General features: G+C 66.4%; 24 protein-coding genes and 1 pseudogene. 12 read left to right on the top strand and 13 right to left on the bottom strand.

Going from position 1 to position 25,778, the window contains the following annotated elements:
- Nucleotides 1-129: 129 nt before the first annotated feature.
- Nucleotides 130-1,287, top strand: a complete 1,158-nt coding sequence (locus F1640_RS13420; protein WP_194919655.1) for a CaiB/BaiF CoA-transferase family protein — start codon at nucleotides 130-132, stop codon at nucleotides 1,285-1,287.
- An 18-nt stretch (nucleotides 1,288-1,305) separates the two neighbouring features.
- Here the strand turns inward: F1640_RS13420 and F1640_RS26025 are convergent.
- Nucleotides 1,306-1,856: pseudogene (locus F1640_RS26025) on the bottom strand (DUF3237 domain-containing protein).
- 75 nt (nucleotides 1,857-1,931) lie between these two features.
- On the opposite strand from F1640_RS26025, the gene F1640_RS13410 reads away from it, so the two are divergent.
- Nucleotides 1,932-4,163: a TonB-dependent receptor gene (locus F1640_RS13410; RefSeq protein WP_194919651.1), complete on the top strand. Its 2,232-nt coding sequence runs from the start codon at nucleotides 1,932-1,934 to the stop codon at nucleotides 4,161-4,163.
- Between the two features lie 99 nt (nucleotides 4,164-4,262).
- Complete coding sequence (locus F1640_RS13405; protein WP_194919649.1) at nucleotides 4,263-4,973, top strand: glutathione binding-like protein; 711 nt, start codon at nucleotides 4,263-4,265, stop codon at nucleotides 4,971-4,973.
- A gap of 51 nt (nucleotides 4,974-5,024) precedes the next feature.
- On the opposite strand, the gene F1640_RS13400 is transcribed toward F1640_RS13405, so the two are convergent.
- Nucleotides 5,025-5,792: an SDR family NAD(P)-dependent oxidoreductase gene (locus F1640_RS13400; protein WP_194919647.1), complete on the bottom strand. Its 768-nt coding sequence runs from the start codon at nucleotides 5,790-5,792 to the stop codon at nucleotides 5,025-5,027.
- Nucleotides 5,793-5,899: 107 nt separating this feature from the next.
- Here F1640_RS13400 and F1640_RS13395 point away from each other — a divergent pair, with 107 nt between their 5' ends.
- The 7 genes from F1640_RS13395 to F1640_RS13365 are packed head-to-tail and all read left to right on the top strand — an operon-like array spanning nucleotide 5,900 to nucleotide 11,351.
- Nucleotides 5,900-7,201 carry an MFS transporter gene (locus tag F1640_RS13395; protein WP_194919645.1) on the top strand — a complete coding sequence of 434 codons (1,302 nt, stop codon included), beginning with the start codon at nucleotides 5,900-5,902 and terminating at the stop codon, nucleotides 7,199-7,201.
- Nucleotides 7,198-8,103, top strand: a complete 906-nt coding sequence (locus F1640_RS13390) for an SDR family oxidoreductase (protein ID WP_194919643.1) — start codon at nucleotides 7,198-7,200, stop codon at nucleotides 8,101-8,103. Before F1640_RS13395 ends, F1640_RS13390 begins: the two co-directional genes overlap by 4 nt.
- The gene (locus F1640_RS13385; RefSeq protein ID WP_194919641.1) at nucleotides 8,096-8,491 is read left to right on the top strand and encodes a nuclear transport factor 2 family protein; all 396 of its coding nucleotides are present in this window, start codon (nucleotides 8,096-8,098) and stop codon (nucleotides 8,489-8,491) included. The genes F1640_RS13390 and F1640_RS13385 overlap by 8 nt, the downstream gene beginning before the upstream one ends.
- Before the next feature lie 13 nt (nucleotides 8,492-8,504).
- A complete protein-coding gene (locus F1640_RS13380; RefSeq protein ID WP_194919640.1) occupies nucleotides 8,505-9,152 on the top strand; it encodes a carboxymuconolactone decarboxylase family protein in 648 nt (215 codons plus the stop codon).
- Nucleotides 9,149-10,072, top strand: a complete 924-nt coding sequence (locus F1640_RS13375) for an SMP-30/gluconolactonase/LRE family protein (RefSeq protein WP_194919638.1) — start codon at nucleotides 9,149-9,151, stop codon at nucleotides 10,070-10,072. The genes F1640_RS13380 and F1640_RS13375 overlap by 4 nt, the downstream gene beginning before the upstream one ends.
- 47 nt (nucleotides 10,073-10,119) lie before the next feature.
- Nucleotides 10,120-10,737 carry a glutathione S-transferase family protein gene (locus tag F1640_RS13370; RefSeq protein WP_194919636.1) on the top strand — a complete coding sequence of 206 codons (618 nt, stop codon included), beginning with the start codon at nucleotides 10,120-10,122 and terminating at the stop codon, nucleotides 10,735-10,737.
- A gap of 17 nt (nucleotides 10,738-10,754) precedes the next feature.
- Nucleotides 10,755-11,351 (top strand): VOC family protein, encoded by a 597-nt coding sequence (locus F1640_RS13365; RefSeq protein ID WP_124807853.1) that lies wholly within the window; start codon nucleotides 10,755-10,757, stop codon nucleotides 11,349-11,351.
- A 164-nt stretch (nucleotides 11,352-11,515) separates the two neighbouring features.
- On the opposite strand, the gene F1640_RS13360 is transcribed toward F1640_RS13365, so the two are convergent.
- Genes F1640_RS13360 through F1640_RS13330 form a run of 7 tightly spaced genes read right to left on the bottom strand, consistent with a single transcriptional unit; the run spans nucleotide 11,516 to nucleotide 19,813 of the window.
- On the bottom strand, nucleotides 11,516-13,081 hold the full coding sequence (locus F1640_RS13360; RefSeq protein WP_194919634.1) for a long-chain-fatty-acid--CoA ligase: 1,566 nt from the start codon (nucleotides 13,079-13,081) through the stop codon (nucleotides 11,516-11,518).
- Between the two features lie 34 nt (nucleotides 13,082-13,115).
- Nucleotides 13,116-13,817 carry an alpha/beta fold hydrolase gene (locus F1640_RS13355; protein WP_194919632.1) on the bottom strand — a complete coding sequence of 234 codons (702 nt, stop codon included), beginning with the start codon at nucleotides 13,815-13,817 and terminating at the stop codon, nucleotides 13,116-13,118.
- A complete protein-coding gene (locus F1640_RS13350; RefSeq protein WP_194919631.1) occupies nucleotides 13,817-14,737 on the bottom strand; it encodes an NAD(P)-dependent oxidoreductase in 921 nt (306 codons plus the stop codon). The genes F1640_RS13355 and F1640_RS13350 overlap by 1 nt, the downstream gene beginning before the upstream one ends.
- Nucleotides 14,734-16,032 carry a phosphopyruvate hydratase gene (eno, locus tag F1640_RS13345; protein WP_194919630.1) on the bottom strand — a complete coding sequence of 433 codons (1,299 nt, stop codon included), beginning with the start codon at nucleotides 16,030-16,032 and terminating at the stop codon, nucleotides 14,734-14,736. Before eno ends, F1640_RS13350 begins: the two co-directional genes overlap by 4 nt.
- Nucleotides 16,029-17,015: a phosphotransferase family protein gene (locus F1640_RS13340; RefSeq protein ID WP_124807858.1), complete on the bottom strand. Its 987-nt coding sequence runs from the start codon at nucleotides 17,013-17,015 to the stop codon at nucleotides 16,029-16,031. Before F1640_RS13340 ends, eno begins: the two co-directional genes overlap by 4 nt.
- Nucleotides 17,015-18,142 (bottom strand): alpha/beta hydrolase, encoded by a 1,128-nt coding sequence (locus F1640_RS13335; protein ID WP_194919629.1) that lies wholly within the window; start codon nucleotides 18,140-18,142, stop codon nucleotides 17,015-17,017. Before F1640_RS13335 ends, F1640_RS13340 begins: the two co-directional genes overlap by 1 nt.
- Nucleotides 18,143-18,178: 36 nt before the next feature.
- Nucleotides 18,179-19,813, bottom strand: coding sequence for a long-chain-fatty-acid--CoA ligase (locus F1640_RS13330; protein WP_194919628.1), 1,635 nt, complete (start codon nucleotides 19,811-19,813; stop codon nucleotides 18,179-18,181).
- A 443-nt stretch (nucleotides 19,814-20,256) separates the two neighbouring features.
- On the opposite strand from F1640_RS13330, the gene F1640_RS13325 reads away from it, so the two are divergent.
- Nucleotides 20,257-20,691 (top strand): MarR family winged helix-turn-helix transcriptional regulator, encoded by a 435-nt coding sequence (locus F1640_RS13325; RefSeq protein ID WP_194919627.1) that lies wholly within the window; start codon nucleotides 20,257-20,259, stop codon nucleotides 20,689-20,691.
- Nucleotides 20,692-20,703: 12 nt separating this feature from the next.
- Here the strand turns inward: F1640_RS13325 and F1640_RS13320 are convergent, their stop codons facing one another.
- Nucleotides 20,704-21,210: a MarR family winged helix-turn-helix transcriptional regulator gene (locus F1640_RS13320; RefSeq protein WP_124807862.1), complete on the bottom strand. Its 507-nt coding sequence runs from the start codon at nucleotides 21,208-21,210 to the stop codon at nucleotides 20,704-20,706.
- A gap of 175 nt (nucleotides 21,211-21,385) precedes the next feature.
- Between F1640_RS13320 and leuD the strand changes: the two genes are divergently transcribed.
- A complete protein-coding gene (gene leuD / locus F1640_RS13315) occupies nucleotides 21,386-21,970 on the top strand; it encodes a 3-isopropylmalate dehydratase small subunit (protein WP_125954740.1) in 585 nt (194 codons plus the stop codon).
- Between the two features lie 15 nt (nucleotides 21,971-21,985).
- On the opposite strand, the gene leuC is transcribed toward leuD, so the two are convergent.
- The 3 genes from leuC to F1640_RS13300 form a co-directional block, all read right to left on the bottom strand.
- Entirely contained in the window at nucleotides 21,986-23,398 is a 1,413-nt protein-coding gene (leuC, locus tag F1640_RS13310; protein WP_194919626.1) for a 3-isopropylmalate dehydratase large subunit, read from the bottom strand.
- A gap of 168 nt (nucleotides 23,399-23,566) precedes the next feature.
- The gene (locus F1640_RS13305) at nucleotides 23,567-24,559 is read right to left on the bottom strand and encodes an ABC transporter substrate-binding protein (RefSeq protein WP_194919625.1); all 993 of its coding nucleotides are present in this window, start codon (nucleotides 24,557-24,559) and stop codon (nucleotides 23,567-23,569) included.
- Nucleotides 24,556-25,725 carry a Gfo/Idh/MocA family protein gene (locus tag F1640_RS13300; protein ID WP_194919624.1) on the bottom strand — a complete coding sequence of 390 codons (1,170 nt, stop codon included), beginning with the start codon at nucleotides 25,723-25,725 and terminating at the stop codon, nucleotides 24,556-24,558. Before F1640_RS13300 ends, F1640_RS13305 begins: the two co-directional genes overlap by 4 nt.
- Nucleotides 25,726-25,778 lie beyond the last annotated feature (53 nt).

Here is a 25,778-nt window from a genome sequence, read left to right as displayed (position 1 = left end):
TTCACATGTCCGAACTGGACGGACCGGAACGCCTTCAAAAAACGGTTGATAAATACATAGTATTCTAAGTATATTCAGCACAGATCAGGTTGCACTACCAGTCGGATCGGACGGAAGGATTGAATAAGCATGATCATCGGCGCTGGCGCACTGGAGGGAATCCGGGTGGTCGAAATGGGCCAGCTCATCGCCGGGCCGTTCTGCGGACAGTTGCTGGGCGATATGGGCGCCGAAATCGTGAAGCTGGAACCGCCCGAAACCGGTGACCAGATGCGCCATTGGGGCCAGGGGGACAAGCCGAGCTGGTGGCGCGTCATCGCCCGCAACAAGTATTCCGTGGGCGCCGACCTGAGATCGGCGGAGGGGCAGGATCTGGCCCGCGACCTGATCGCGCGGGCGGACATCCTGATCGAGAACTTCCGGCCGGGCACGCTCGAAAAATGGAACCTCGCCCCCGCGGATCTGCGCGCGGCGAATCCGGGCCTGATCATCGTGCGCGTTTCGGGTTATGGCCAGACCGGCCCCTATTCGACACGCGCCGGTTTCGGCGGCATTGGCGAGGCGATGGGCGGCTGGCGCGGGATCGTCGGTTATCCGGATCGCGCGCCCGCCCGCATGGGTGTGTCGATCGGCGATACGCTGGCCGCCACCTATGGCTGCCTGGGCGCACTGGCCGCCCTGCACCATCGCAACCAGACCGGCCAAGGGCAGATCGTCGATTCCGCGCTGTACGAAGCGGTGCTGCAAGTGATGGAATCGACGGTGTCGGACTATTCGGTCAGCGGCACCAAGCGTCAGCGCACCGGATCGGCGCTGCCCGGCATCGCGCCGTCCAATGTCTATCCCTGCCGCGACGGGGAATATCTGATCGGCGCCAATCAGGATGGCGTGTTCGCCCGGCTGGCCGCCGCCATGGGCCGCCCCGAACTGGCCAGCGACGAACGCTATGCCACGCACCGGGCGCGCGGCGCGCGGCAAGACGAGCTAGATGGCCTGATCGGCGAATGGACGAAAACGCTGACGATCGCGGAGCTGGAAGCGAGAATGATCGAGGCGGGGGTGCCCGCCGGCCGCGTTTACGATGCCGAGGACATGATGGCGGACCCGCATTTTGCCGCGCGTGACGCGCTGGTGAAAGTGGACGATGCCGAATTCGGCGAAGTCACCATGCAGGGCGTGTTCCCCAAGCTGTCCGACACGCCCGGCAGCATTCGCCGCCCGGCACCGCTCGCCGTCGGCCAGGATACCGCCGACGTCCTGCGGCGCTGGCTCGGCCGCGAAGCCTGACGCGGCGGTCGCTTCCTCCTACCCGATTTCGTGAATGACGTGCCGCACCCCGAAGGCGGTGCGTTCCCCCACGCCGACCGCGAGCACCCCGTTCAACCATTCCAGGCGCTTGCTCGCGGTTTCGAACACCATGGCGATGCGCAGGTAGTAGCGCGCCGGATCGACATCGGGCGCGGCCGGATCGGCGAAGGCGGCGCGCACCGGATCGGGAATGACGCTGCGCCGGTGTAGGTCAGGTAGATCAGCTCATCCTCGTCCGTGCGCCATACCGCGCGCGCATCGAACGTGCCGACGGACGCGTCTTCTCCCAGGCGTCCGGCGCGAGACCAGTTGCCGCCGCCCGGAAGGATCGTCCCCGCGATTCGCGGACCGAAGAATCTTCCCCCGGTCACATAGCCCATGCGTTGATCGCCGAACGGCGAAGCACCGATCGCGATCAACCCGCCGGCAACCTCGAACTCCGCCGTGCAAAGCGGTTTGCTGGCCAGAATTCCGCGAACTTCCGTCTGTGTTTCCCGCGTCACGCCGCGAATCCTCTCTTTCAAATGTGGTGGACACCGATAAAACATTAGTATGCTAAGGGTCAATCAGATTCACGGTCCAGACGACACGGATCGGAACAACCTCAATGGGAGAGGGTGAACATGAAGGCTCAAAAACAGTTCCTGTTTTCTGGGGTCGCCGTGACGGCGATGCTCGCTGCCGCCACGCCCGCGATGGCGGAAGCGGAAGGAACCGCTTCGGGCGACGTGACCGACGCCAAGGAAATCATCGTCACGGCGCAGAAACGCGCCCAGAACCTGCAGGACGTGCCGATTTCCATGGAAGTGGTCAGCGGCCAGCGCCTGGCCGAATTCAACTCCAACGACATCAAGTCGGTGATGAACTACACGCCGAACGTGTTCGTGCAGTCCACGGCCGGCAACGACGTGATCTACATCCGCGGCTTCGGTTCGCCGCCGGCCAACTTCGCGTTCGACCAGTCCGTCTCGCTCTATGTCGATGGCGTCTATGCCGGCCGTTCGCGGCAGGCACAGGCTCCGTTCTTCGACCTTGCCCGCGTCGAAGTGCTGCGCGGCCCGCAGGGTGCGCTGTTCGGCAAGAACACCGCCGCCGGCGCGGTGAGCGTGGTTTCGGCCGGGCCGACCAGCCACTTCGAAACGAGCCTGACCGCCAGCTACAACTTCGATTTCAAGGGACCTGACGTTTCCGGCTACGTGTCCGGGCCGATCACCAGCACGCTCAGCGCGCGCCTTGCCTACAAGTTCATCAACCAGGATGGCTATATCCGCAACCTGGCGACCAACCACGATGATCCGCAGATCAAGCAGCAGGTCGCCCGCCTGACGCTGAAGTGGGAACCGAGCAGCAATTTCGACTACACGGTGAAGGCCGAATACGCCAACCGCGACGTGATCGGCGGGATCACCGTTTCCAGCCCGCTGACAAGCGCGCAGGCGCCCCATCTCACGCGCTACCTCGATCGTTCGGCGCTGGGCGATGAAGGGACCAAGACCAAGTCGGTCATGATCTCGGGCACCGGCAACCTCAAGCTCGGCGATTACACGCTGACCTCGGTCACCGGCTACAGCTGGTTCAAGGCCAACATCGTCAACGGCTTCGACCAGACGATCCCGAACAGCGGCGGCGCGTTCACCAACAATTCGGTGTACAACAGCTTCCCCGAACGCTTCGATCAGGTCTCGCAGGAAGTGCGCCTGCTTTCGCCGACCGGGCGCTTCCTCGATTTCATCGTCGGCGCCTATTATGACCACTCGACCTACCGGCTGGATCAGTTGCAGGGCTTCAACATCGCCAACCTGTTCGGCAGCCCCTACTTCGGCCGGATCGACAGCCGCTTCAACCAGAAGGCGGACTCGTTCTCGGTCTTCGGCCAGGGCACGGTGAACGTGACCAAGGCGCTGCGCGTGATTGGCAGCCTGCGCTATACCCATGTCAGCAAGGACGCCGATTTCGCGTCCAGGCTCGTCTATGGTCCTTTCGCCATCCGCCCGATTTCCAGCGCGGCCGGAAAGCGCAGCGAAGGCAACGTCGATCCGTCGATCACCGTGCAGTACGATGTGGCGCCCCACGTCATGGTCTATGGCACCTGGGGCCGTGGCTCGAAGTCCGGCGGATTCGTGTCGAACACGCTGGGCACCACCAACGCCACCTTCCAGTTCAAGCCGGAACGCTCGGAGAATTTCGAGGCTGGCGTGAAATCGACGATGCTGGACGGCAAGGTGGTAGCGAACGTCTCGCGCTACCACACGCAGTTCAAGAACCTGCAGGTCTCGGTCTATCAGCCGGCAACGTCCAGCTACCTGACCGGCAACGCCGCCAGTGCCACGTCGAAGGGTGTGGAAGGATCGTTCACGTTCTACCCGATCGACAACTTCGACATCAACGCGTCGGCCGCCTACCAGGATATCAAGTACGACGACTATCCGGGCGCGGCCTGCCTGGCATCGCAACCGACGACCTGCACCCCCGCCACCAACAACCTCAAGGGGTATCCGGTGGCCTATTCCTCCAAGTTCACCGGCAGCGTGACCGCCCATGCCCGCTTCGATCTATCGGACGCACTGCGGCTCGACGTGACCGGAGTGGTCGCGGGCCGTTCCAAATACTTCGACTCCGACAACCAGAGCCCGATCTTCGGCGTGCAGAAGGGTTACGCCAAGCTCGACCTGCGCGTACAACTGGCCGATCAGGAAAACCGCTGGCACATTGCCTTCATCGGCAAGAACCTGACCAACCAGCTCACCACCGGCAGCGCGTTCAACCTGCCGGCGCCGATCACCGCCGTACCGCGCGCTATCCTCTATCTCGAACCGCCCCGGAACATCGCGGTCGAGGCTGGCATCAAGTTCTGACGATCCGGCACAGCTGACAGGGGCCGCCGCGTTTCTCCTTGGGGCGCGGCGGCCCCTGTCACATCAAGAACCCCTGTCGCATCAAGAAAGGGCATCCTGATGATCGAGGTCTACTTCACCCCCACGCCCAACGGGCACAAGGTATCGATCATGCTGGCCGAAACGGGCCTGCCGCACCAGTTGCTCCGGATGAACGTGCTGGCGGGCGATCACCTGACTTCCGAGTTCCGCCGCATTAACCCGAACGGCCGGCTGCCCGCGATCGTCGATCATGACCCGATCGGCGGAGGCGCGCCGCTGCCCGTGTTCGAATCCGGGGCCATCCTGCTCTATCTCGCCGAAAAGAGCGGCCAGTTGCTCCCCGCCGACCCGCGCCGACGCAGCCAGGCGCAGCAATGGCTGATGTGGCAGATGGCCAGCTTCGGCCCGATGCAGGGGCAGGCGCACCATTTCATCCGCTATGCGCCCGAAGGGCAGACCTACCCGGTCGAACGCTATCGCAACGAAACGGTCCGCCTGCTGCACGTGCTCAACGGGCGGCTGGCCGAGGCCGAATACCTGGCCGGCGAATATTCCGTGGCGGACATCGCCACCTGGCCCTGGGCGCGCGCGGTCCGGGCGATCGGGCTTGCGCTGGAAGACTATCCGGCGGTGCAGGACTGGTTCGACCGGATCGCGGCCCGGCCCGGTGTCATCGCCGGAACCAGCGTCGAGAATCCCGCCAACCTTTCCAGCGCACGACCGGTGCTGAACGAGGAGCAGTGGTCCAACCTGTTCGGCCGCAACATGCTGAACGCCCCCGCGCGCTGACGCGAAGACCGGTTGGTGGGGCCGGTCAGGGGGGCCGGTCAGGCGGGCCGGTCAGGCGGGCCGGTCGTGCGCCCATTCGCGTTCGATGCGGCCGTCGATCCGGCGTATCGCCACCCAGTCCCCGCCCGGCAGACCATCGTCCGCGATCAGATCGATCACGCCTTCGGCAATATCCTCCGGTCGGCAGCTTTCGTTGCTGGCGAGCACCGCTTTCATCCAGTCCGATTTCCCGTTCGCTCCGGTGGTGTCGTGGATCGGCGTCTCGGTCAGCCCCGGCAGCACCCCGGCCACGCGCACATTCCATTTGTCCTTGAGCATGGCGCAGGCCGTCGTGAACATCAGCACGCCCGCCTTGGTTGTGGCGTACATCACGTCGTGGAAGCCCGTGCCCAATGCGACCGTCGACACCGTGTTGACGATCACCCCGCCGCCGCGCTCGCGCATGGCCTGCGCCACGATCTGGGTCGCCGTGATCAGCGAGGTCAGGTTGACATCGACGATCCAGCGCAGCCGGTCCACGTCGACCTCCGGAAACTGCGGCTCGCCCGAAACCACGCCGGCGTTGTTGTGGAGGATATCGACATCACCATGGTTCCGGAACCAGGCCTCCACGGCCGCCATGTCGGCCAGATCGAGCCGGTGGACTCCGGCCTGCGTCCCCAGAGCGCGCACCTGCCGCGCGGTTTCCTCCAGCCCGGCCCCGTTGACATCGGCCAGCGCGACATGCGCGACTCCGTGCTGCGCCAGCAGGACCGCGGTGGCTCGGCCAATGCCACTGGCAGCACCCGTCACAATGGCGGACTTACCCTTGATCTCCATGCCTTTTCTCCCAAGTGGCTCCACTTACCGTAAAGCGTATTGACAGTTAAACTTACATATCTAAGTATTTTCGCAAGAGAAGAATCTCGGCCCGCTGGGGAGAGCCATTGACGAAAGCCGCCGCTCTTGATGCGCGCGCCGCGCCGCTGGGGCAGCCTTCCGCCCTGCGCCGGAATACGGCGCTGGCCATGCTGTTCCTGATCGGCACGGTGAACTTCGTCGACCGGCAGCTGCTGTCGGTGCTGGTTGAGCCGATCCGGGCCGATCTCCATTTCACCGATACGCAATTCGGGCTGCTGACCGGGCTTGCCTTCGCCCTGTTCTATGCCGCGATGGGCGTTCCCGTGGCGATGATCGCCGACCGCTGGCAGCGCGTGAAACTGATCGGCATCGCCTGCGTGGTATGGAGCGCGTTCACCGCGGCCTGCGGCCTGGTCGGCAACTTCTGGCAGCTTGCGCTGATGCGGTTCGGGGTGGGATCGGGCGAGGCCGGCGGAACCGCCCCCTCGCTGTCGGTCATCGCCGATCTCTACCCGCCCGACAGGCGCCCTCTGGCGATCGGCCTGTTCACTTGCAATGGACCGTTCGGCGTGTTCGTGGGTGCGGCGTTCGGCGCCTGGGCGGCAGCGCATATCGGCTGGCGCAATGCCTTTCTGCTGATCGGCCTGGTTGGCATCGTGGTGGCGCCGCTGCTGATCTGGACCGTCCCCGAACCCGCACGCGGCAGGATGGATGGAGCGGAGGGCGACATGCCCAGCGCCGCCCTGCCCGTCCGCCAGACGCTGGCGCTGTTCGTCCACCGGCGATCGCTGCGGATGGTGATGATCGGCAGCGGTCTCGCGGCCTTCGTCAGCTATGGCATGCTCAACTGGATTCCCGCGTTCCTGATGCGCACGCAGGGCATGCCCCTTGCCGCCATGGCCACATGGTTCGCCCCGGCCGCCGGCGTGACTTTCGCCATCGGCATTCTCGGCGGCGGATGGCTCGTCAGCCAGGCGGCGCGGCGTTCGCCCCGCGCCTATGGCATCGTTCCGGCGCTGGCGAGTCTTGTCACCGTGCCCAGCTTCGCCGCCGCGTTGCTGGCGGGAAGCTGGCAGGTTTCGCTGGCGCTGCTGCTGCTGCCGATGGCCGCCTGCACCGCCTATGTCGCGCCCGCGCTGGCGCTGGTGCAGAACCTTGCCCCGCCCCGCGCCCGCGCCACGGCGGCCGCCGTGCTGATGCTGATGTTCAACATCGTCGGCCTCGGCCTTGGTCCGCTGTTCGTCGGCATCGCCAGCGACGGGCTGAAGACGCTGCACGGCGCGGACAGCCTGCGCTGGGCGCTCATGGCGCTGCTGCCCTTCGCGCTCGCCGCCGGCTTCGCCCAACTGGCGATGACACGCCACCTCGAACGGGATTTCCGCGCATGACCAGCATAGCCGGCAAGACGGCCTTCATCACCGGCGGCGCCAGCGGCCTGGGGCTGGCGACCGCCCGCGCGCTGGCGGCAAAGGGCGCCTCGGTGGTGCTGGCCGACATCGATGCCGATCGCGTTGCCACCGCCGCCGAAGCGCTGTCCCGCGCAGGCGCCCGCGCCATGGGCCTGCAGCTCGACGTTACCGACGAGGCAAGCTGGGCCGAAGCCGGCCACAAGGCACGCGCCTTCGGTCCGGTGCGCATCCTGTTCAGCAACGCGGGCGTGGGCGGTGGCTCGGGTCCGTTCGAGCAATACGATACCGATGTCTGGCGCTGGAACTATGCCGTCAACGCGCACGCGCATCTCTATGCCTGCCGGACGTTCCTGGGCGAGATGAAGGCTTCGGGCGAGGCGTCCCACCTCGTCATCACCGCATCGATGGTGGCGATCGTGCCGCCGCCGATCTCGGTCGCCTACATCAGCTCCAAGTATGCCACGCTCGGCATCGCCATGGCGCTGCGCAACGAACTGGCCGATAGCTGCGTCGGCACCTCGGTGCTGATGCCCGGCATGGCGGCCACGCGCATCGTCGAGACCACGCGCGATCTGCGCCCGGCGGTGGGCGAGGTGGGCAAGGCCGCGGCGACCAGCCAGGCGATGCAGGGGGTGCTGGCCGGCGGCATGCCGCCCGATCGCATAGGGGAGCGCGTGGTCCGCGCCGTGGAAGCGGGCGAGTTCTGGATATTCACGCATCCGGAATGGAAGGCGATGGCCGAACTCGTCACGCGCGACATGCTGTCCGCCTTCGGCGAATCCGCCGATCCGGCTTACAAGGGCGACGATATAGACGGCCTGATCGCCGCGAACGGCGGCCGCATGTTCGGCGCCGGAAAACCAGGAGAGAACGATGGCTGAACAGGACGACATCCGCGCCATGGCGCAGCGCTTTTTCGACGCGATCGAGGCGGGTGACATCGAGACGATGCGCGACAGCTTCACGCCGGACGCGGAAATCTGGCACAATACTGACGAACTGATCGTCACGCGCGACCAGACCGCGCAGACGCTGACCGGCATGGTCGCGCGGATCAAGGATCGCGAATATGCCGAACGGCGGCTGACGACCTTTCCCGGCGGCTTCGTGCAGCAGCACGTCCTGAAGGGCCGCCGCACCCACGACGATGGCGAAGTCCGCCTGCCCTGCGCCATCGTGTGCAAAGTCGAAAACGGCAAGATCACCCGGCTGGACGAATATTTCGATTCCGCCCACGTCGCCGCCTTCCGCAAGTTCGCGAACGCCTGAGGAGAGAAGCCCGATGCCCGTGCTGCGCCAGGTTCCCCGTTCCGAAGTGAACGACGAAACCGTCATCGCCTATTACAACCGCCTGTTCGGCGATCGCGATCCCGTTGCGGAACCCGGCACGGCCACCGGCACGCCGGGCGACTGGTGGACGGTCTATGCCCTGGCACCGGACATCTTCAAGCACGCGGTGGATGGCTTTGCTGTCTATCGCCATCCGTCCCGCAGGATCGACCCGGTCCTGCGCGAACTGGGACAGACGCGCGCGGGATGGGTCAAGGGCAGCCAGTTCGTGTTCTCGCAGCATTGCAAATCGCTGCGCGGCCTGGGCGTGAGCGAGGAGAAGATCGCCTCCATCGCCTTCTGGACGGTCGCGGACTGCTACGACGAGCAGGAGCGCGCCGTGCTCGCCTATGCCGATTGCCTCAGCCAGGCGGGCGGGCGCGTGCCGCTGGAAGTGTTCGCCAAGCTCAAGACCTTCTGGGACGACGAGCAGATCTTCGAATTCACATACATTACGTGCCTTTACGACATGCACGCGGTGATCACCCGTGCGCTGCGCATGGAATTTGATGCGCGCGAAGACCCGATCGTGGAAGTGGCCGCGCCCGAAGGCTTCAGCGCGGCGGACTTCCTCAGCGCGCCCCGCCCGAACGGGGAATGAGCGCTTACGGCGAACCTGAAACCGTCGCCACGGGCCTCCGTTTCCCGGAAGGCCCGTTGGTCATGGCCGACGGTTCGGTGCTGCTGGTGGAAATCGCGCGCGGCACGCTGACGCGGATCGCACCGGACGGCCACGCCACCACGGTCGCGGAGCTGGGTGGCGGCCCCAACGGCCTGGCCATCGGGCCGGACGGCGCCGCCTATGTCTGCAACAACGGCGGTTTCGAATGGACCGAGGCCGGACCGCTGCTGTTCCCCGGCCATGCCGCCCATGCGCGGGCCTGCGGCTCGATCCAGAAGGTGAACCTCGCCACCGGGCGCGTCAGCACGCTTTACGACAGTTTCGAAGGCGAGCCCCTGAAAGGCCCCAACGACATCGTCTTCGATGCGCACGGCGGTTTCTGGTTCACCGACCACGGGCATGTGCGTCCGACAGGCCGCGATCACGGCGCGATCTATCACGCGCTTGCGGACGGATCGAGAATCACCCGCCAGCGCGCCGACATGATGGGGCCGAACGGGATCGGCCTGTCTCCGGATGGCCGCACGCTTTACGTCAGCGAAACGATGACGGCGCGCGTCTGGGCGATGGACGTCATCGCCCCCGGCGTGCTCGCGCCGCCGCCGCCATGGGCACCCGGCCACTTCGTGGGAACACCCCCCGCCTTCCGGCTGCTCGACAGCATGGCGATCGAACAGGACGGCCGCATCTGCGTGGGCACGATGATCGAAGGCGGCATCACCATATTTGGAACGCAGGGCGGTTCCGAGTTCCTCCCTTTGCCGGATGTGGGCATAACCAACATCGCCTTTGGAGGCGCCGACTTGCGCGACGCCTTCATCACGGCCTCGACCAGTGGAACGCTCATCCGCGTCCGCTGGCCGCGACCGGGCCTGAAGCTGGCATATTCGTCAACATAGTTGACATTTAGAATGCTAATTGCATATATTCGGACGAGAGGAAGCCCATGAAGTTCTACAATTCCATTGGCCCCAACCCCCGCGTCGTGACGATGTTCATGGCGGAAAAGGGCATCGAGATCCCCACGGTCACGGTGGACCTGCGTGGGGGCGAGAACCGGCGCGCGCCCTATAACGCGGACGTCAATCCGGCGGGGCAGACGCCCGCGCTGGAACTCGACAACGGCGCGACCATCGCCGAAATCACCGCGATCTGCGAATATCTGGAAGAGCGCTTCCCCGATCCGGTGCTGATCGGTGCCACGGCGGAAGAACGCGCCAATACCCGCATGTGGACGCGCCGGGTCGATCTCAAGATCTGCGAGCCGCTGACCAATGGCTTCCGCTATGCCGAGGGTCTGGCGTTCTTCGAACCCCGCATGCGCGTGCTGCCCGAAGCCGCCGCCGGCCTGAAGGCCCTTGCGCAGGACGGCCTCAAATGGCTCGACGCGCTGATCGCCGACCGTGATTTCATCGCCGGCGACACGCTTACGCTGGCCGATATCGTGCTGTTCGCTTTCCTCGATTTCGGCGTGTCGGTGGGGCAGCCGCTCGATCCCGCCAACGCCAATATCCTGCGCTGGTTCGAACGGGTGAAGGCCCGCCCCAGCGCCAGTGCCGGCTAGAAAACCAAAGGAGAAGGATGATGGCCTCGACCAATTCGGAATTCGATTTCATGGGCGTCAACCACCTTGCCCTGGTGTGCAAGGACATGGCGCGAACGGTGGAATTCTACCGCGACGTGCTGGGCATGCCGCTTACCAAGACCATCGACCTGCCGATGGGCCGGGGCCAGCACTTCTTCTTCGATATCGGCAATGGCGATAGCCTGGCCTTCTTCTGGTTCCCCGATGCGCCCGAAGCCGCGCCCGGCGTGTCCGCCCCGGCCGCGCTGCCCACGCGCGGCAGCTTCGTTTCCGCGCACGGATCGATGAACCACATCGCGTTCAATGTGCGCGCGGAAAAGTTCGACGAATACTACCAGCGCCTGATCGCCAAGGGCGTGGAAGTGACGCCGATCCTGAACCACGACAATTCGCCAATGCAGGCCTCGGCGGAAATGCACGACGATGTCTTCGTCCGCTCGGTCTATTTCTTCGACCCCGACGGCGTCTGCCTCGAATTCGCGGCCTGGACCAAGCAGCTCGACGAAAGCGACGTGGCGCATGATCCGGTGCAGGCCGATGGCACCAAGCGCGAAGGCATGATCGTGGGGCGGACGCCGGTGCCGGTGAACTGAGCGCAGGAAGCCCACCCCGCTGCGACTAACGCCGCCCGAGGCGGCGCAAGTCTCACTCCCCTCCCGCTTGCGGGAGGGGCTGCCCCATATTCTCCCCTCCCGCTTGCGGGAGGGGCTGGGGGTGGGCCTTCCACGCGCTCAAGTTTTCAAGCCAATCGCCCTTGCTACCCCACGGCGCGGGCGCGGCCTTCCCAGAACGGCTGGCGCAACTCGCGCCGCAGCACTTTGCCCGAAGGGTTGCGCGGCAGCGCCGCGATGAAATCGATGCTCTTGGGCGCCTTGTAGGCGGCGATGCGATCGCGCACCCAGGCGACGATCGCGGCGGGGTCTGGCTCGGCACCCGGCGCCGGAACCACCAGCGCTTTCACCGCCTCGCCCCACTTGTCGTCGGGCACGCCGATCACCGCCACATCGGCCACGCCGGGGCAACCCATGATCGCGCTTTCCACTTCGGCGGGATAGACGTTCTCGCCGCCCGAAACGATCATGTCCTTGATCCGGTCGTGCACGAAATAGAAGCCATCGGCATCGCGGAAGCCGGCATCGCCGGTATGCAGCCAGCCGCCCGCCAGCGTTTCCGCCGAAGCGCTTTCGCGGTTCCAGTAGCGCTGCATCACGATGCCGCCCCGGATCACGATTTCACCGATCTCGCCATCCGCCAGCGCCTGGCCTTCCGCGTCGAGAATGGCCATCTCGATGCCGGGCCACGGCCGCCCGCACGAGGTGAGCTTGCCCGGCAGATCGTGCGCGGACGGGGAGAGGCAGGAACCGGCCCCGGTCGATTCGGTCGATCCGTAGAACTGCACGAAACCGCATCCGAACGTGGCGCGCGCGCGGCGCAGCACGTCCTCGGCGATGGGCGACGCGCCATAGGCAATGGTACGCAGCGCCGCATAGTCTGCCGCCGCCGCCTCCGGCCGCTGCAGCATCATCAGGATCATCGCTGGGGCCAGGAAGGCGTGGGCCACCCGTTCTTGCTGCATCAGGCCGATGATCCCGGCCGCATCGAAATCGCGCACCAGCACCAGCCGCGCCCCCTGCGCCAGCCCGGAAAACCCGATATTGGTGCCCGCGACGTGGAACAGCGGCATGACGATCATCACCGTCTCGTCTTCGCCATAGGCGAAACCATCGACCTCCGCCGCCATCTCCAGGAAACTGCGATAGTTCCGATTGGCCAGCACGACGCCCTTGGGCCGCCCGGTAGTGCCGCTGGTGTAAAGCTGGAGCACGTCGTCATCGAGCTGCGGCGCATCGCCCGGCCGGCTGTCGGTCGCCGCGCCAAGCCATTCTTCCAGCGCGACCAGACCAGCGCCCGCGCCGTAAAGCGCCACCACGGTGGGCGGGTTTTCCAGATCGCCGATGGCGGCCCGCGCCGCATCGCAGAAATCCTCACCCACGAACAGGATGCGGGGCGCGGCGTCTTCCAGAATGAACGCGATCTCCGCCGTCGCCAGACGGCAGTTGACCGGCACGAGACAGGCCCGCGCCTTGGCCGCACCAAAGAACAGGGGATACCATGAATCGTGGTTCCGGGTCAGCACGGCCACCCGGTCACCGGCGCGGATACCCGAAGCGATCAGGGCATTGGCGATGCGGTTGGAGCGGGCATCGAGCGCGGCATAGCTGGTCTCCCGCTCGCCGAACTTCACCGCGATGGCCTCGCCACGCCGGCGCGCCTGCGCCGTCGGAATATCCGCCAGCGTCCGGATCGCTTCCAGATCGATCATTCCGCTCTCCCCTTGTTTCGCATCCGGTCTGCGATCACCCAGCCGTGCCGTCAAGAAAGCCGGTCAGCAGCGGCACCACCACGTCCGGCGCCTCGATCGTGGCAAGGTGCCCAGCGCCGGGCACCACCGCCAGCCTCGCCCCGAGGATTGCCGCCAGCATCTCGTCCTGCTGCGCCCGGCTGGTAATCCCGTCGCCATCGCCCCACACCAGCAGCGTCGGCACCGCGATCTCGTGCAGGCGCGGCCGGCTATCGATCCGCGCCATGATCGCGCGCTGCTGGCGCAGGAAGGTTTCCGCGCCGGTATCGGCCGCCATCCGTCTAGCGATGCCAAGCAGTCGCGCGTCGTCGCGACGGCCTTCCGGGAACAGGATCGGGATGCGTTCCTCGACCACATCGGCAAAGCGGCCGCTTTCCACGAGATCGATATAACCCTGCCGCCGTGCGGTCTGCGCCGGGCCATCGGCCGAAGCCAGCGTGGCGAGCAGCGCCAGCCGCTCCACCCGCTGCGGCGCGCGGCGCATGACCTCGAAGGCGACGAAGCCGCCCATCGCGTGCGCGACCAGCGCGAAACGCGGCGGCGCCGTATCGAGCAGCCGCTGCGCGAAGCCTTCTATCGTATCGTCGCGGCGATTGTCCGCCACGATCACCGCGCGATCGGGCCATGCCTCCAGCAGCGGTTGCCAGACCGCCTCGGTCAGCAACTGGCCAGTGATGAGAACGACGGGAACCGGCATCACGCCACCTTGTGCAGCAGGGCCTCGCCGGTGGCGAGCCGGCGGCAGTTTTCCCGGGCGACTTCAAGGCAGCGCACGAGCGTTTCCGGCGTCAGCCAGGCAATGTGCGGCGCCAGCACCACGTTCGGCAGCGCCAGCAGGGGAGTATCGGGCGCGACCGGTTCCTGCGCGAAGACGTCCAGCCCCGCGCCGCGCAGATGGCCCGATCGCAGCGCCTCCACCAGCCGCGCCTCGTCCACCAGTTCGCCGCGCGCGGTGTTCACCAGCACCGCCCCGGCCTTCATCGCCAGCGGATCGATCGCGCCGCGCGTCTCCTCGGTCAGCGGCATGTGCAACGACACGATGTCGCACTCCGCGATCACCCGCTCCAGCGGCCAGAAGGCATAGGGCACATCGCGCGGGGCGCGCGCGGCATAAACCACCTCCGCCCCCAGGGCTGCCAGCACCGGTGCCAACCGCTGCGCCGAATTGCCGAAACCGGCGAGGCCCACCTTGCGCCCGGCAATCTCGCCCACGCTGTCGAGTTCCGCGGGATCGGCCGTCCACCCTTCCCCCGCGCGGGTGCGTGCGTCGAAGAAGCAGGTCCGGCGTAGCACCGCCAGCATCAGCGACAGCGCCATTTCCGCCACCGCCTGGCTGTTGGTGCCGGGCATGTTGCACACCGCCACGCCGTGTTCGCGCGCCGCATCGAGCGCGATAGTGTTCACGCCCACGCCCAGTTTCTGGATCAGCCGCAGCTTCGGCGCGGAGGCGATGAACGGCGGCGTCACCGGCGTCAGCACATGCAACAGCACGGTGATGGCATCGGCCACGCCATCCAGCGCCTCGGCCTCGTCGACGTGCACCACCACGCCGGCACCGAACACCGCATCCACCGCCGCGCGGAAGCCGGGGCTGGGCCGGGCGTGCAGGACAATCATGCGAGCGCCGCCGCGATCGGCGCGGCGAAAGCGGACGCGCCGGCGAAAACCGCATCGCCGCCCATCGCCTCCTCGATCCGCAGCACCTCGTTCCACTTGGCCATGCGTTCGGACCGGGTGAAGCTGCCGACCTTGAGCTGCCCGGCATTCCAACCCGTCGCCAGGTGCGCGATCGTCACGTCCTCGGTCTCGCCCGACCGCGCGGAGACGAGCGCGCCCCAGCCCCGCGCCTGCGCCGCGTCCAGCGCCGCTTTCGCCTCCGTCACGGTGCCTACCTGGTTCACCTTGATCAGCGCCGCGTTGCACACGCCCGCCTCTCCCGCCCGCGCGACGCGGTCAGCATTGGTCACCAGCACGTCATCGCCGATAACCTGCACCCTGTCTCCGATCGCGGCAGTCACGGCGGCCATCGTGGCCCAGTCGTCCTGCCCGGCGGGGTCTTCCACGGAAAGGATCGGATAGCGCCCGGTCCATTCCACGATGCGCGCGCCCATCTCCTCGCCCGAAAGCCGCCGGTCGTCGAGCGCCAGCGTGTAGCCGGAAGCGTCGCCCAGTTCGTTGGCGGCAATATCGAGCGAGATGAAAACGTCTTCGCCGGCGCGATGACCGCTGGCCTCGATCGCTTTCGTCAGCGTATCCAGCGCATCCTCGTTCGAGGCGAAGTTCGGCCACCAGCCGCCTTCGTCCGCCACGCCCGTCAGCGGTCCTTTCGCTTCCATCAGCCGGCCCGCTGCGCGATAGACCTCGTCGGTGATTTCCAGCGCGCGACGGAACGATCCGGCGCGGGGGCACATGATCATGAAGTCCTGCACGTCGGTCCGCCTCCCGGCATGGGCGCCGCCACCGAATATCTGGATTTCCGGCAAGGGCACGCGCACCGTGCTTCCGTCCGCAAGGTAGCGCCACAGCGGCACGCCCGCATCGGCCGCCGCCGCGTGAAGCACCGCCATCGAAACCGCGACGATGGCATTGGCGCCCAGCCGCGCCTTGGCTGGCGTGCCGTCCAGTTCGCACAGCACGCGGTCTACCGCAGCCTGATCGCGCGCATCCATGCCGATCATGGCGCCCGCGATCTCGGCCCCGATTCCGGCAACGGCGCGATTCACGCCGAAGCCCCCGAACGCGCTGCCACCGTCGCGCAGATCGATCGCCTCATGCGCCCCGCGCGAGGCTCCGGCGGGCGCGATCGCCCGGCCGACCGCGCCCGAAGCGAGCGCGACTTCCGCCTCCACGGTGGGGCGGCCGCGCGAATCCCAGAGCTGGCGACCGGTGACGGAGACGATACGCGAAATCATGCAACAGTCCTTTTCCAGTCGGCCACCAGCGCGCCAACGGGCCGGGGCGCGGCAACCAGCGCCCTCGCCTGTTCCCGCACGGCGGCAATATGTTTGGGGTCAGTGAGATAAGCAGCGGGCGACTTGCCCTCGACTCGCGCCAGCAAAAGCGCGGCCGTCAGCCGCCCCACCCGCGCCGCAAGACCGGCGGGGTCTTCCCAGTTCACGCCGGCGTGATAGGCATCGACCAGCGCGGCCGCCGCCTGCCGCATCCGCTCGTCGTCCCGCCATACGGTCTTGAGCAGCAGGTGCGTGACGCAAAAGGCCAGGTCAAACGCGGGATCGCCGAATACGGCGCATTCCGCGTCGAGGAACACCGGTCCATCCGGCCCGACCAGAATGTTCTTGGGGCTGACATCGCCATGGACCAGCGCCACCTTGCTGGCCGCAAGATCGGCGGCCATGGCTTCCAGCGCCCCGGCCAGCGCCGGCTCCTTCGCCGCGACATGCAGCAGGAACGGATCGATCCGCAGCGCGCGGAACATGGCGTCGGTAGCGAACATGGCCTGGTCCGAGGCGCTGCCGGCAGTCGCGGCGTGGACGGCGGCGATGCTCTGCCCCACCGCTGCCGCGAACCCGGCATCCACGCGTCCAGCGACAAGCTCGTCCTTCCACACCGGGCAATCCGGCAGGAACCGCATGGCGAAGGCGTGATCGGCAGGCATTTCCGCCAGAACCTCGGGCACGATCCGGGGATCGACCGACGCCGCCCGCTTCAGCCAGCGCACCTCGCTCGTCCCGCGCTCGACCGGGGCAAGCCATTCGGCCGCCACGCGCAATTGCGGCAGCGGCCGCTTGACCACTATCGGCCCGTCCCGCGTATCGACCTTCCACACATCGCACGAGACGCCACCGGCAAGCGGCTGGAACACCGGCGTCTCAGCGCCTCCGATCAACCCGGCGGCCTGCAACCCGTCGACGATGTTCGCGACCGCCGGTTCCATCACAGCTTTTCGCGAATCCATGCGCCGACGAGATCGGCCGCGTTCTGGCGCTCGGCTATCGAATCCTCGAAATAGTGCGCGCCCGGGATCAGTTCGATCGTCTTGTCCTTGCTTCCCAGGAAATCGAAGATCTTGCGCGCATCGCTGGGGAACACCCCGGTATCGGCCAGCCCCTGCACCACCAGCGCGGGCGTATCGTGCTTGGCAAGGTGCGGCGCGCCTTGGCAGGGCGAGGTTTCTAGGCTCCACATGTTGAGCCACGTCTTGAGCGTGTTCGCCCGGCCGATGCTGGGCGTGCGGTTGGCCACAGCGGGATCGCCCCGGTAACACCAGTTGGGCTTGCGCTCGGAGGGATCGAGCGCGGGATCGACGCAACGGATATCGCCCCAGCAGCGGAACATCGGGAAAATGCGGTCAGGAATGCCGGCAGCGTTGAGCCGCGCCAGTTCCGCCTTGGCCCAGTCCGTGATCCGCTGGTTGCGCGCGCGCTGGCCCGCCCGGTACTTCGCGACGAACTCCTCGGAATAGGGCGGCCCGTTATCGGGATTGAACGGATCGAGTTCCGGATCGGTGGCGACAGGATCGTTCTCGTCGATCACCGAGGCATCCATCCAGTCGGTCAGCACTTCGGGGCGCCCCTGATGCGCGTTGAACGAGATGTAGAGATCGCCCTTCACCAGTTGCGCCAGCGCATCCTGCCCCACAGTGGGCAGCCGGTCGGTCAGGGTCGGCGCGATGGCTTCGGCCTGATAGGCACCCATCAGCGAACCGCCGCCCGAATTGCCGAGGATGACGATCGCCTCGACCCCGGCCTCCTCCTTCAGCCAGCGCATCCCCACACCGATGTCGAGCACCGCATGTTCCAGCAGGAACTGATCCTCGAACCCGCGATACCGAGTGTTCCAGCCGAGAAAACCGAACCCCTGCCGCGCGAAATAGGGCGCGATGTAGTGCTCGGAGAAATCCACGTTGTAGTGTGTGGCGATGATCGCCACCTTCGGCCGCTTGCCCGCCTCGGTCCAGTAGATGCCCTGGCAGGGATGCCCGCCCGCCTGGATGCGCGGGGCGGTCGGCGATGCAAGGCCGATGAAGTGAGCGTCCAGTCCCTCGATCCCGTTGGGGTCCATCGTTTTCTCTCCCGGTTGTCTTGTTGTGCAGCGCTTTCAGCGTGTGACCTCGAACGGCAGGGTATAGCCAGTCAGGCCGGCGCGGATCGCCTTCTTGTCGATCTTGCCAGTGGGGCCGAGCGGTATCTCGTCCACGAACAGCACATCGTCCGGCATCCACCAGCGCGCGATGCGCCCGTCGAGCCAGGCGCGCAGATCGTCCCCGTCGGCGCGGGCACCGGGCAGGAGCTGGCACAGCAGGATGGGCCGTTCGTCCCACTTGGGATGGGCGATGCCCACCACCGCCGCATTGGCGACCGCCGGATGCCCCATGGCGATGTTCTCGATCTCGATCGAACTGATCCATTCGCCCCCGGATTTCACCACATCCTTGGCGCGATCGGTGATGCGCATGTAGCCTTCGCCGTCGATCGTGGCGACATCGCCGGTGTCGAAGAAGCCCTCCCCGTCCAGCACATCCCCGCCATCGCCCCCGAAGTACGCGGACGCGATCGTCGGCCCCTTCACCATCAGCCGGCCCGGCGTGCGCCCATCGTGCGGCAGGCGGACGCCGGCATCATCCACCAGCTTCATCTCCAGCCCGCACAGCAGGCGGCCCTGCTTGAGCTTGTAGGCCATCTGTTCGTCCGCCGGCTTCGCCGCGACCGCGGCGTTGGGCACCGAAACCGTGCCGAGCGGGGAGGTTTCGGTCATGCCCCAGCCCTGGATCACGTCGACGCCGTATTCGTCGCGGAAGGTGCGGATGATCGATTCCGGGCAGGCCGAGCCGCCGATCGTCACGCGTTCCAGCGTGGTGAACCGCTTGCCGTTCTCCTGCACGTATTGCAGCAGCATCTGCCATACCGTGGGCACGGCGGCGGAATAGGTCACGCCTTCCTGTTCGATCAGGTTGTAGATGGATTCGCCGTCCATCCGCTGCCCGGGCAGGACCAGTTTCGCCCCCACGGCCGGGGCGGAATAGACCACGCCCCAGGCGTTGGCGTGGTACATCGGCACCACCAGCAACACGGTATCGCGCGCGGACAGCGCCAGCGCGTCGCGCTGCAGCGTCATCAGGGCGTGAAGGTAGTTCGACCGGTGCGAATAGAGCACGCCCTTGGGATTGCCGGTGGTGCCCGAGGTGTAGCACAAGCCGCAGGCCGCGTTTTCGTCGAACCCGCCCCACGCGAATTCGGCCGGCTGGTCCGCGATCCAGTCATCGAAGGCGATGGCCGGATAGTCGGTTTGCGGCAGGGTCGCGCGATCGCAGAAGAAGATCACCCGCTCGATCGACGGCACCTGCGGCAGCAGTTGCGCCACCAGATCGGCGGTGGACGGGTCGGCGATCAGCAGCCGGTCGCCCGCATGGTTGGCGATATAGGCGATCTGTTCCAGGAACAGCCGGGGATTGAGCGTATGCAGGACCACCCCCATCCCGGCGGCACCATACCAGGCGGCAAGGTGGCGGCCGCTGTTCCAGCCCATCGTCGCGATGCGATCGCCCGGCGCGATCCCGGCCGCTGCCAGCGCGTTCGACACGCGGCGCGCATCAGCATGGATCGCGGCATAGCTGGATCGGCTGACATGCCCATCGGCATCGCGCGACACCACTTCGCGCGTGCCGTGCCACATCGCCGCGTGATCGATGATGCGATCCACCGTCAGCGGTACATTCTGCATCAGCCCGTCCATGCCGGCCCTGCCTCTCCCTCGATCGTTCCCGCCATGCTAGCGGGGCTGTTTCGCAAGAAAGTTAGTATCCTAAGTACATTGCGAATGCAACAGTACCGTGCCTTGCCTGCACAGGATCGTTCTTCTAGGCAGCGTGGACAAATTCCACATCGCCACAGCTGGAGGCAAAAGCCGCCAGTTCGAGGAGGCGAGGCGAAGGAATATCGGCTATATTTCGAGCCGAGCCGACGCTGAAATGGCGGCTTTTGGTCCAGCCCCGAAGGGGTTGCCCTGAGACAGGCCCCGGCCGCGTTGCGCGGCCTTGAAAGAGGCCCCTCTTCCTGCGGCCTCGCGCCTTGCCAGGGCCTGTCTCAGGGCAACTGTGGCGTTGCGGAATTTGTCCACGCCGCCTAGCGTGCGGCCGCTGCCAAAACGGCGAATTTTCGGGATTTCCACCACTCTCCATGCTCACGAACCAGCTTATCATCGCCCTGTTCCAGCGCTTTTGCTGGCTCGATGAAGGTCTTCAGGCGCGCCTTCACGAACGCGGCTGGCCAGACGTCAATCGCCCGCAATCGATGGTCATGACCAATATCGTCAGCGGGATCGTGCGCCCTTCCGACATAGCCCGCAACCTGGGCATTTCCCGGCAGGCGATTCACCGCACGCTGAGCCAGATGATCGATCTGGGCATCGTCACGCTGGAGCCCGATCCCGACGATCGCCGCCACATGGTCGTGTCGCTCACCGAAACCGGCAAGCGTATGCGGCAGGACGCGCAACAGGCTATGGATGCGCTTTCCGAACAGATTGCCGGCGCGCTGGGCCAGGACCGGTTCGAGAACATGCTGGCCGCGCTTGAGGCCGATTGGGGAAGCAACGTCGCAAACGGGAGCTGATCGCCGCGCGAGTCAGGCCTTCACGTCGGTCAGGACCGAAAGCTTGGATGTTTCCTCGGCCAGATTGTCGATCACCCGGCGCATCAGCGCGCGCAGCGTTTCCACTTCCTCGTCGGTCATCCCGCGCGTCGCCACGTCATGCACTTCCGCGTTCATCGGCGCGAGGATCAGTTCCAGTTCCTTGGCGTGCGGCGTCAGGTGGATGAAGGTCTTGCGGCGATCGTCTGCGGTCTTCTTGCGGGTGATGAACCCGGCTTTCTCCAACCCCTTCAAGGCAACCACCGTGGTCGGCTCACGCATGCCCACGCGCTCGCTCAACTCGCGCTGGGTGATGCCGTCCTCACGCCACAGCTGGCGCAGGAACCGCCACTGACCTGCCGAAACATCGTGCATCAACGTCTTGCGCTCGAGCAGGCGCGAAAACGAACGGAACACGATGCGCGCCAGATAGCCGATGCTGTTTTCCGGCACGGTGTAATGTTCCGCGGGATACCGATAGGTCTGGTTCTTCCTGGCCAATGCCGTCTTCCTCTTCGCCAAACCCGAAAGCCCAAGCCTGCAGGGTTGCACGCACTCCGGCGAACGCCTGTCCTTAAGGGGGCAGGAATCCCGCCGCAATGCTTCACTGCCGCATTATCCATGGACAATGCGCGCCTTGCCTTATAATTAGCATACTAATTATCTGGAAGGCTCCATGGAAAAGTTCGACCGGCTGACCGCCGTTGCCATCCCGCTGCCTCTCGCCAACCTCGATACCGACATGATCATCCCGGCGCGCTACATGAAGGCGCTCGACCGGGCCGGGCTGGGCACCCATCTGTTCCGCGAGCTGCGCTACAGCCCCGACGGTGCCGAGCGGCCGGACTTCATCCTCAACCGCGGCGAAGGGCGCAAGGCGCGCATCATCGTCGGCGGCAGCAACTTCGGCTGCGGCTCCTCGCGCGAACATGCCGTCTGGGCGCTTACCGATTTCGGCATCCGCTGCGTGATCGCTCCCAGCTTCGGCGATATCTTCGCCGGCAACGCGCGCAAGAACGGGCTGCTGCTGATCCGCCTGCCTGAAAGCACCTGCGAACGCCTGCGCGAAGAGATCGCGCTGTCGCAACTCGCGCCGGTCACCGTCGATCTTGGCGAACAGCGGATCACGCTGGCCTCGGGCGAGACAATCCCGTTCGACGTCGATCCGGACGACCGCCGCACCCTGCTGGAAGGGCTGGACGACATTGCCCGCACGCTGCGGCACGAACGCGCGATCACCCGGTTCGAAGCGGGCGCCTGACCCCGCCCCCCGCTGCTACGGCAGGCTTGCGGGATCGGTGATGCAGCCGGCAATGGCACTGGCGGCGGCGGTGGCCGGGCTCATCAGGTGGGTGCGGCCACCCCTGCCCTGCCGGTTCTCGAAATTGCGGTTCGATGTGGCGCCGCACCGCTCGCCGGCCTGCAACCGGTCCGCGTTCATGCCCACGCACATCGAGCAGCCCGGTTCGCGCCAGTCGAAGCCGGCTTCGCGCAGGATCGCGTCTAGCCCTTCGCCCTCGGCCTGCCGCTTGACCAGCCCGGAGCCGGGAACGACCATCGCTCGCACATGCGGAGCAACCTTGCGGCCGCGCACGATCGCGGCGACCATACGCAAGTCCTCGATCCGGCTGTTGGTGCAGCTGCCGATGAACACGCGGTCCAGGCGCAGACCCCGGATCGGCTGGCCCGGCGCGAGGTCCATATAGGCCAGCGCGCGGGCAGCCGCCGCCGCGTCCGCCGGCGAGCCCATTCCCGCCGGATCGGGCACGTGCCCATCGACCGCCACGGTCTGCGCGGGGTTGGTGCCCCAGCTGACCATCGGCCTGATCTCCGCCGCGTCGAATCGTATCTCGCGATCGAACCGCGCTTCCGCGTCGCTCGCCAGGGCGCGCCAGCGCGCCACTGCCGCGTCCCACGCGGCACCTGCAGGAGCCGCCGGCCGCCCCTGCAGATAGGCGAACGTCGTCTCGTCGGGCGCGACCAGACCGGCCCGGGCGCCCATCTCGATGCTGAGGTTGCACAGCGTCATGCGCCCTTCCATCGACAGCGCGCGCACGGCCGGCCCAGCATATTCGATGACATGGCCGGACGCCGCGTCCACCCCCAGCCGCGAGAGCAGGAACAGCACCATGTCCTTTGCCTGGACATCAGGGGCAAGCCGGCCATCGATCGTGATCCGCATGTTGCGCGATCGGCGCTGGCGCACGGTCTGGGTCGCCAGCACGTGCTCGACCTCGGACGTCCCGATGCCGAACGCCAGCGCGCCGAACGCGCCGTGCGTGGAGGTATGGCTGTCTCCGCAGACGATCGTAATGCCAGGCTGCGAGCGGCCCTGTTCGGGCGCAACCACATGGACGATGCCGTTGCGCGGATCGCCCATCGGGAACTGCTCGATTCCATGCCTTCCCGCGTTTTCCGCCAGCGCCGCAAGCTGCGCGCGCGCCTGCACGTCGGTGACGGCGGCAACCCCGGCGGACTGCCCTTCGGTCGGCACATTGTGATCGGACAGCGCCAGCGCCCGCTCCGGCCGGCGCACCGCCCGCCCTTCCCGGCGCAATCCGGCAAAGGCCTGGGGCGAAGTGACCTCGTGCAGCAGGTGCAGATCGACGTAGAGCAGCGTATCGCCGTCGTCCGCCGCAACCGCGTGCGCGTCCCATATCTTGTCATAGAGCGTGCGCGCACTGGTCATCGGATGTCACCAATCCGCCGCATAGCCCTGATTCCAATACGCAAACGCAAGCTCCCCGAAACGCCCGCATGGAACGGCTGAAATACTTCGATTACTAACTTTATAGGAATGCCGGCAAACCGGGACAAGTCCGTTTCGGATGACGACGCCACGCGAGGGCACGACTTTTCATATCCGGAAGGCTTCGAAGCATTCCTCCGCAAACAGGTCCTCCGGCTGCAACCGGCGCGGCGAAAGGCCCTGTTCGTGGTGATAGCGAAGGAACGTATCGATCACGGCACGGTTGGCCTTGAAGCCATAAGGCCACCAGTCGCGCCCCAGCAGGGCCACCGCTTCCTCGACCGCCGCGATCTGCCAGGGCAGCATCGTCTTGAGCGAGGCGGTGACCAGCAGTTCCTCATATACTTTCGCCTGTGCCGCCTCGAACGCCGTTTGCAACGACCGCGCGATCCAGCGGTTCTTTTCGTACACGTCCCGCCGGATCGCGATGACATGCATGATCGGGAAAATACCGGTGCGGCGGTAATAGTCCTGCTCCAACGGCACGAAATCGGGAAACAGGCGGCGGACCTTGTCCGGTTCGCTGTAGAACGTGCTGGGCGTGCGCGCGGTGTGCAGCGCGTCGATCTCGCCATCGGCCAGCATCCGCGACAGCGTCTGGCCGGGACCGATCGGCCGCAGATGGAAGCGCTCCGGCAGATCGAGCTTCAGCTTCTCGTCGCGCCCCGGCTGCTCCTCGCCCCCGGTGTGATAGGTCACGCTGGCAGGATCGACCCCGTACTCGTCCGCCAGGATGCCGCGAATCCACACCGGCGCGGTCATCTGGTATTCCGGCACGCCGATGCGCTTGCCCGCCAGGTCCTCCGGGCGCTCGATCCCGCTTTTCGCCGAGACGAAGATACAACTGTGCCGGAACAGGCGCGACGGGAACACCGGGATCGCCACGAACCCCGGATCGGCGCGGCCGAGCGACACGCAATAGGATGACAGCGACATTTCCGCCGCATCGAATTCGCGGTGCCGCAGCATGCGGAAGAACGTCTCTTCCACATCCAGCGTCTGCATGTTCAGATCGATACCATCGGGGCGGATCGTGCCGTCGGCCAGCGCCTGGGTACGATCGTAGTTCCAGCAGGCGAGCGAGATCGATAGACGGCTCATAGCGTTCTTTCAGATACTTTCGGAAGAAGTTCGGACGGCGTGACATCCCTGCCCTCGCGCGCGGACAGGAGAATGGCGTGGCATATCGCCAGGCTTTCCAGCCCCCAGCGGCCATCGAACGGCACCGGCCAGCCATCCAGCACGGCGTGTGCGAACGCTTCGGCCACGCCGGCGCGCGGGATGGATGGCAAGGGAACCGCCACGCGGCGCACGCCGTCGTCGGCGTGGATGTCGAGGCCTGATGGCGTCAGGGCAAGGTCGGCCTGTTCGCAGGTTATCAACACCGAGCCGAACCGCTCGTGATGTTTCGACGCGCCTGACGATACCGCGCCCGCCGCGAACGTGCGGGCAGCCTTGGCCTGCCGCTCGTCGATCGCCGCCAACAGCGCGCGCGCCTGCCCATGCGCCGCCGGGCTTTTCGCGCTGCCCATTTCGCCCACCCAGCCAGCCAGCGCATCGCTGTCATACCGCGCATAGCCCGAATAGGTCAGGTTCGCGACCGCGCCGTTGGCGAAGAACAGCAGCGCAGTGAACGCCCCTTCCGTCGCGCGCGCGCCCCAGCCGCCTGTCCACGCCCGCACCGACGTGACCGGGCTGGCCGCGATCCGCCGCACCATGTCGATCTGGTGCGTCGCCTGGCTGAGAATCACGCCGCCGCCCCGCTCGGTATCCAGCTCGGCCGGGCGCCGGGGACGATAGAGGAAATCCGTGTAGTTGAAGGCATGGATCAGCCTGACGCCCCCCACCGCGCCGGACGCTACCAGCGCCGCTGCCGCCTCCACTGGGGGATCATAGCCATGGCTCGGCCCGACCATCAGCACGGTGCCGGCGGTTTCGGCCGCGCGGATCATCGATGCCGCCTCGACCAGCGTCACCGCCATGGGCTTTTCCACCAGCACGTGCTTTCCCGCACCAGCCATTGCGAGGGTATGCGCGGCGTGGAACTCGTGCGGCGACGCGATATAGGCGGCGTCGAAATCGGCATTCGCCAGCAGCGCCTCGACCGTCTCGCAGGCGGGCACGCCGTGGCGGGCGGCAAACCCCGCCCGCGCCGCCGAGTCGGGATCGCAGCCGGCCACCAGTTCGATCCGCGCCTGCGCGGCCAGTGCGGGCACGGTTAACACCGCGCCGCGCCCCAACCCTATCACCGCCACCCGCAAGCCCATGCCGCTCTCCCGGCGCGGATCATATCCGGCACGCTCTTGAATTGCAAATTACT

It is taken from the genome of Novosphingobium sp. NBM11 (assembly GCF_015390225.1).
Taxonomy (GTDB): domain Bacteria; phylum Pseudomonadota; class Alphaproteobacteria; order Sphingomonadales; family Sphingomonadaceae; genus Novosphingobium.
The sequence above is the reverse complement of the archived record's forward strand: the minus strand, read 5'-3'. Positions and strand labels throughout refer to the sequence as shown.

Coding starts and splice junctions, on each gene's coding strand:
- F1640_RS13420 (WP_194919655.1), top strand. CDS start 130: ATGATCATCGGCGCTGGCGCACTGGAGGGAATCCGGGTGGTCGAAATG.
- F1640_RS13325 (WP_194919627.1), top strand. CDS start 20,257: ATGCTCACGAACCAGCTTATCATCGCCCTGTTCCAGCGCTTTTGCTGG.
- F1640_RS13300 (WP_194919624.1), bottom strand. CDS start 25,725: ATGGGCTTGCGGGTGGCGGTGATAGGGTTGGGGCGCGGCGCGGTGTTA.
- F1640_RS13400 (WP_194919647.1), bottom strand. CDS start 5,792: ATGGAGATCAAGGGTAAGTCCGCCATTGTGACGGGTGCTGCCAGTGGC.
- F1640_RS13375 (WP_194919638.1), top strand. CDS start 9,149: ATGAGCGCTTACGGCGAACCTGAAACCGTCGCCACGGGCCTCCGTTTC.
- F1640_RS13370 (WP_194919636.1), top strand. CDS start 10,120: ATGAAGTTCTACAATTCCATTGGCCCCAACCCCCGCGTCGTGACGATG.
- F1640_RS13365 (WP_124807853.1), top strand. CDS start 10,755: ATGATGGCCTCGACCAATTCGGAATTCGATTTCATGGGCGTCAACCAC.
- F1640_RS13305 (WP_194919625.1), bottom strand. CDS start 24,559: ATGAGCCGTCTATCGATCTCGCTCGCCTGCTGGAACTACGATCGTACC.
- F1640_RS13410 (WP_194919651.1), top strand. CDS start 1,932: ATGAAGGCTCAAAAACAGTTCCTGTTTTCTGGGGTCGCCGTGACGGCG.
- leuD (WP_125954740.1), top strand. CDS start 21,386: ATGGAAAAGTTCGACCGGCTGACCGCCGTTGCCATCCCGCTGCCTCTC.
- F1640_RS13330 (WP_194919628.1), bottom strand. CDS start 19,813: ATGGACGGGCTGATGCAGAATGTACCGCTGACGGTGGATCGCATCATC.
- F1640_RS13380 (WP_194919640.1), top strand. CDS start 8,505: ATGCCCGTGCTGCGCCAGGTTCCCCGTTCCGAAGTGAACGACGAAACC.
- leuC (WP_194919626.1), bottom strand. CDS start 23,398: ATGACCAGTGCGCGCACGCTCTATGACAAGATATGGGACGCGCACGCG.
- F1640_RS13405 (WP_194919649.1), top strand. CDS start 4,263: ATGATCGAGGTCTACTTCACCCCCACGCCCAACGGGCACAAGGTATCG.
- F1640_RS13340 (WP_124807858.1), bottom strand. CDS start 17,015: ATGGAACCGGCGGTCGCGAACATCGTCGACGGGTTGCAGGCCGCCGGG.
- F1640_RS13385 (WP_194919641.1), top strand. CDS start 8,096: ATGGCTGAACAGGACGACATCCGCGCCATGGCGCAGCGCTTTTTCGAC.
- eno (WP_194919630.1), bottom strand. CDS start 16,032: ATGATTTCGCGTATCGTCTCCGTCACCGGTCGCCAGCTCTGGGATTCG.
- F1640_RS13355 (WP_194919632.1), bottom strand. CDS start 13,817: ATGCCGGTTCCCGTCGTTCTCATCACTGGCCAGTTGCTGACCGAGGCG.
- F1640_RS13350 (WP_194919631.1), bottom strand. CDS start 14,737: ATGATTGTCCTGCACGCCCGGCCCAGCCCCGGCTTCCGCGCGGCGGTG.
- F1640_RS13390 (WP_194919643.1), top strand. CDS start 7,198: ATGACCAGCATAGCCGGCAAGACGGCCTTCATCACCGGCGGCGCCAGC.
- F1640_RS13360 (WP_194919634.1), bottom strand. CDS start 13,081: ATGATCGATCTGGAAGCGATCCGGACGCTGGCGGATATTCCGACGGCG.
- F1640_RS13335 (WP_194919629.1), bottom strand. CDS start 18,142: ATGGACCCCAACGGGATCGAGGGACTGGACGCTCACTTCATCGGCCTT.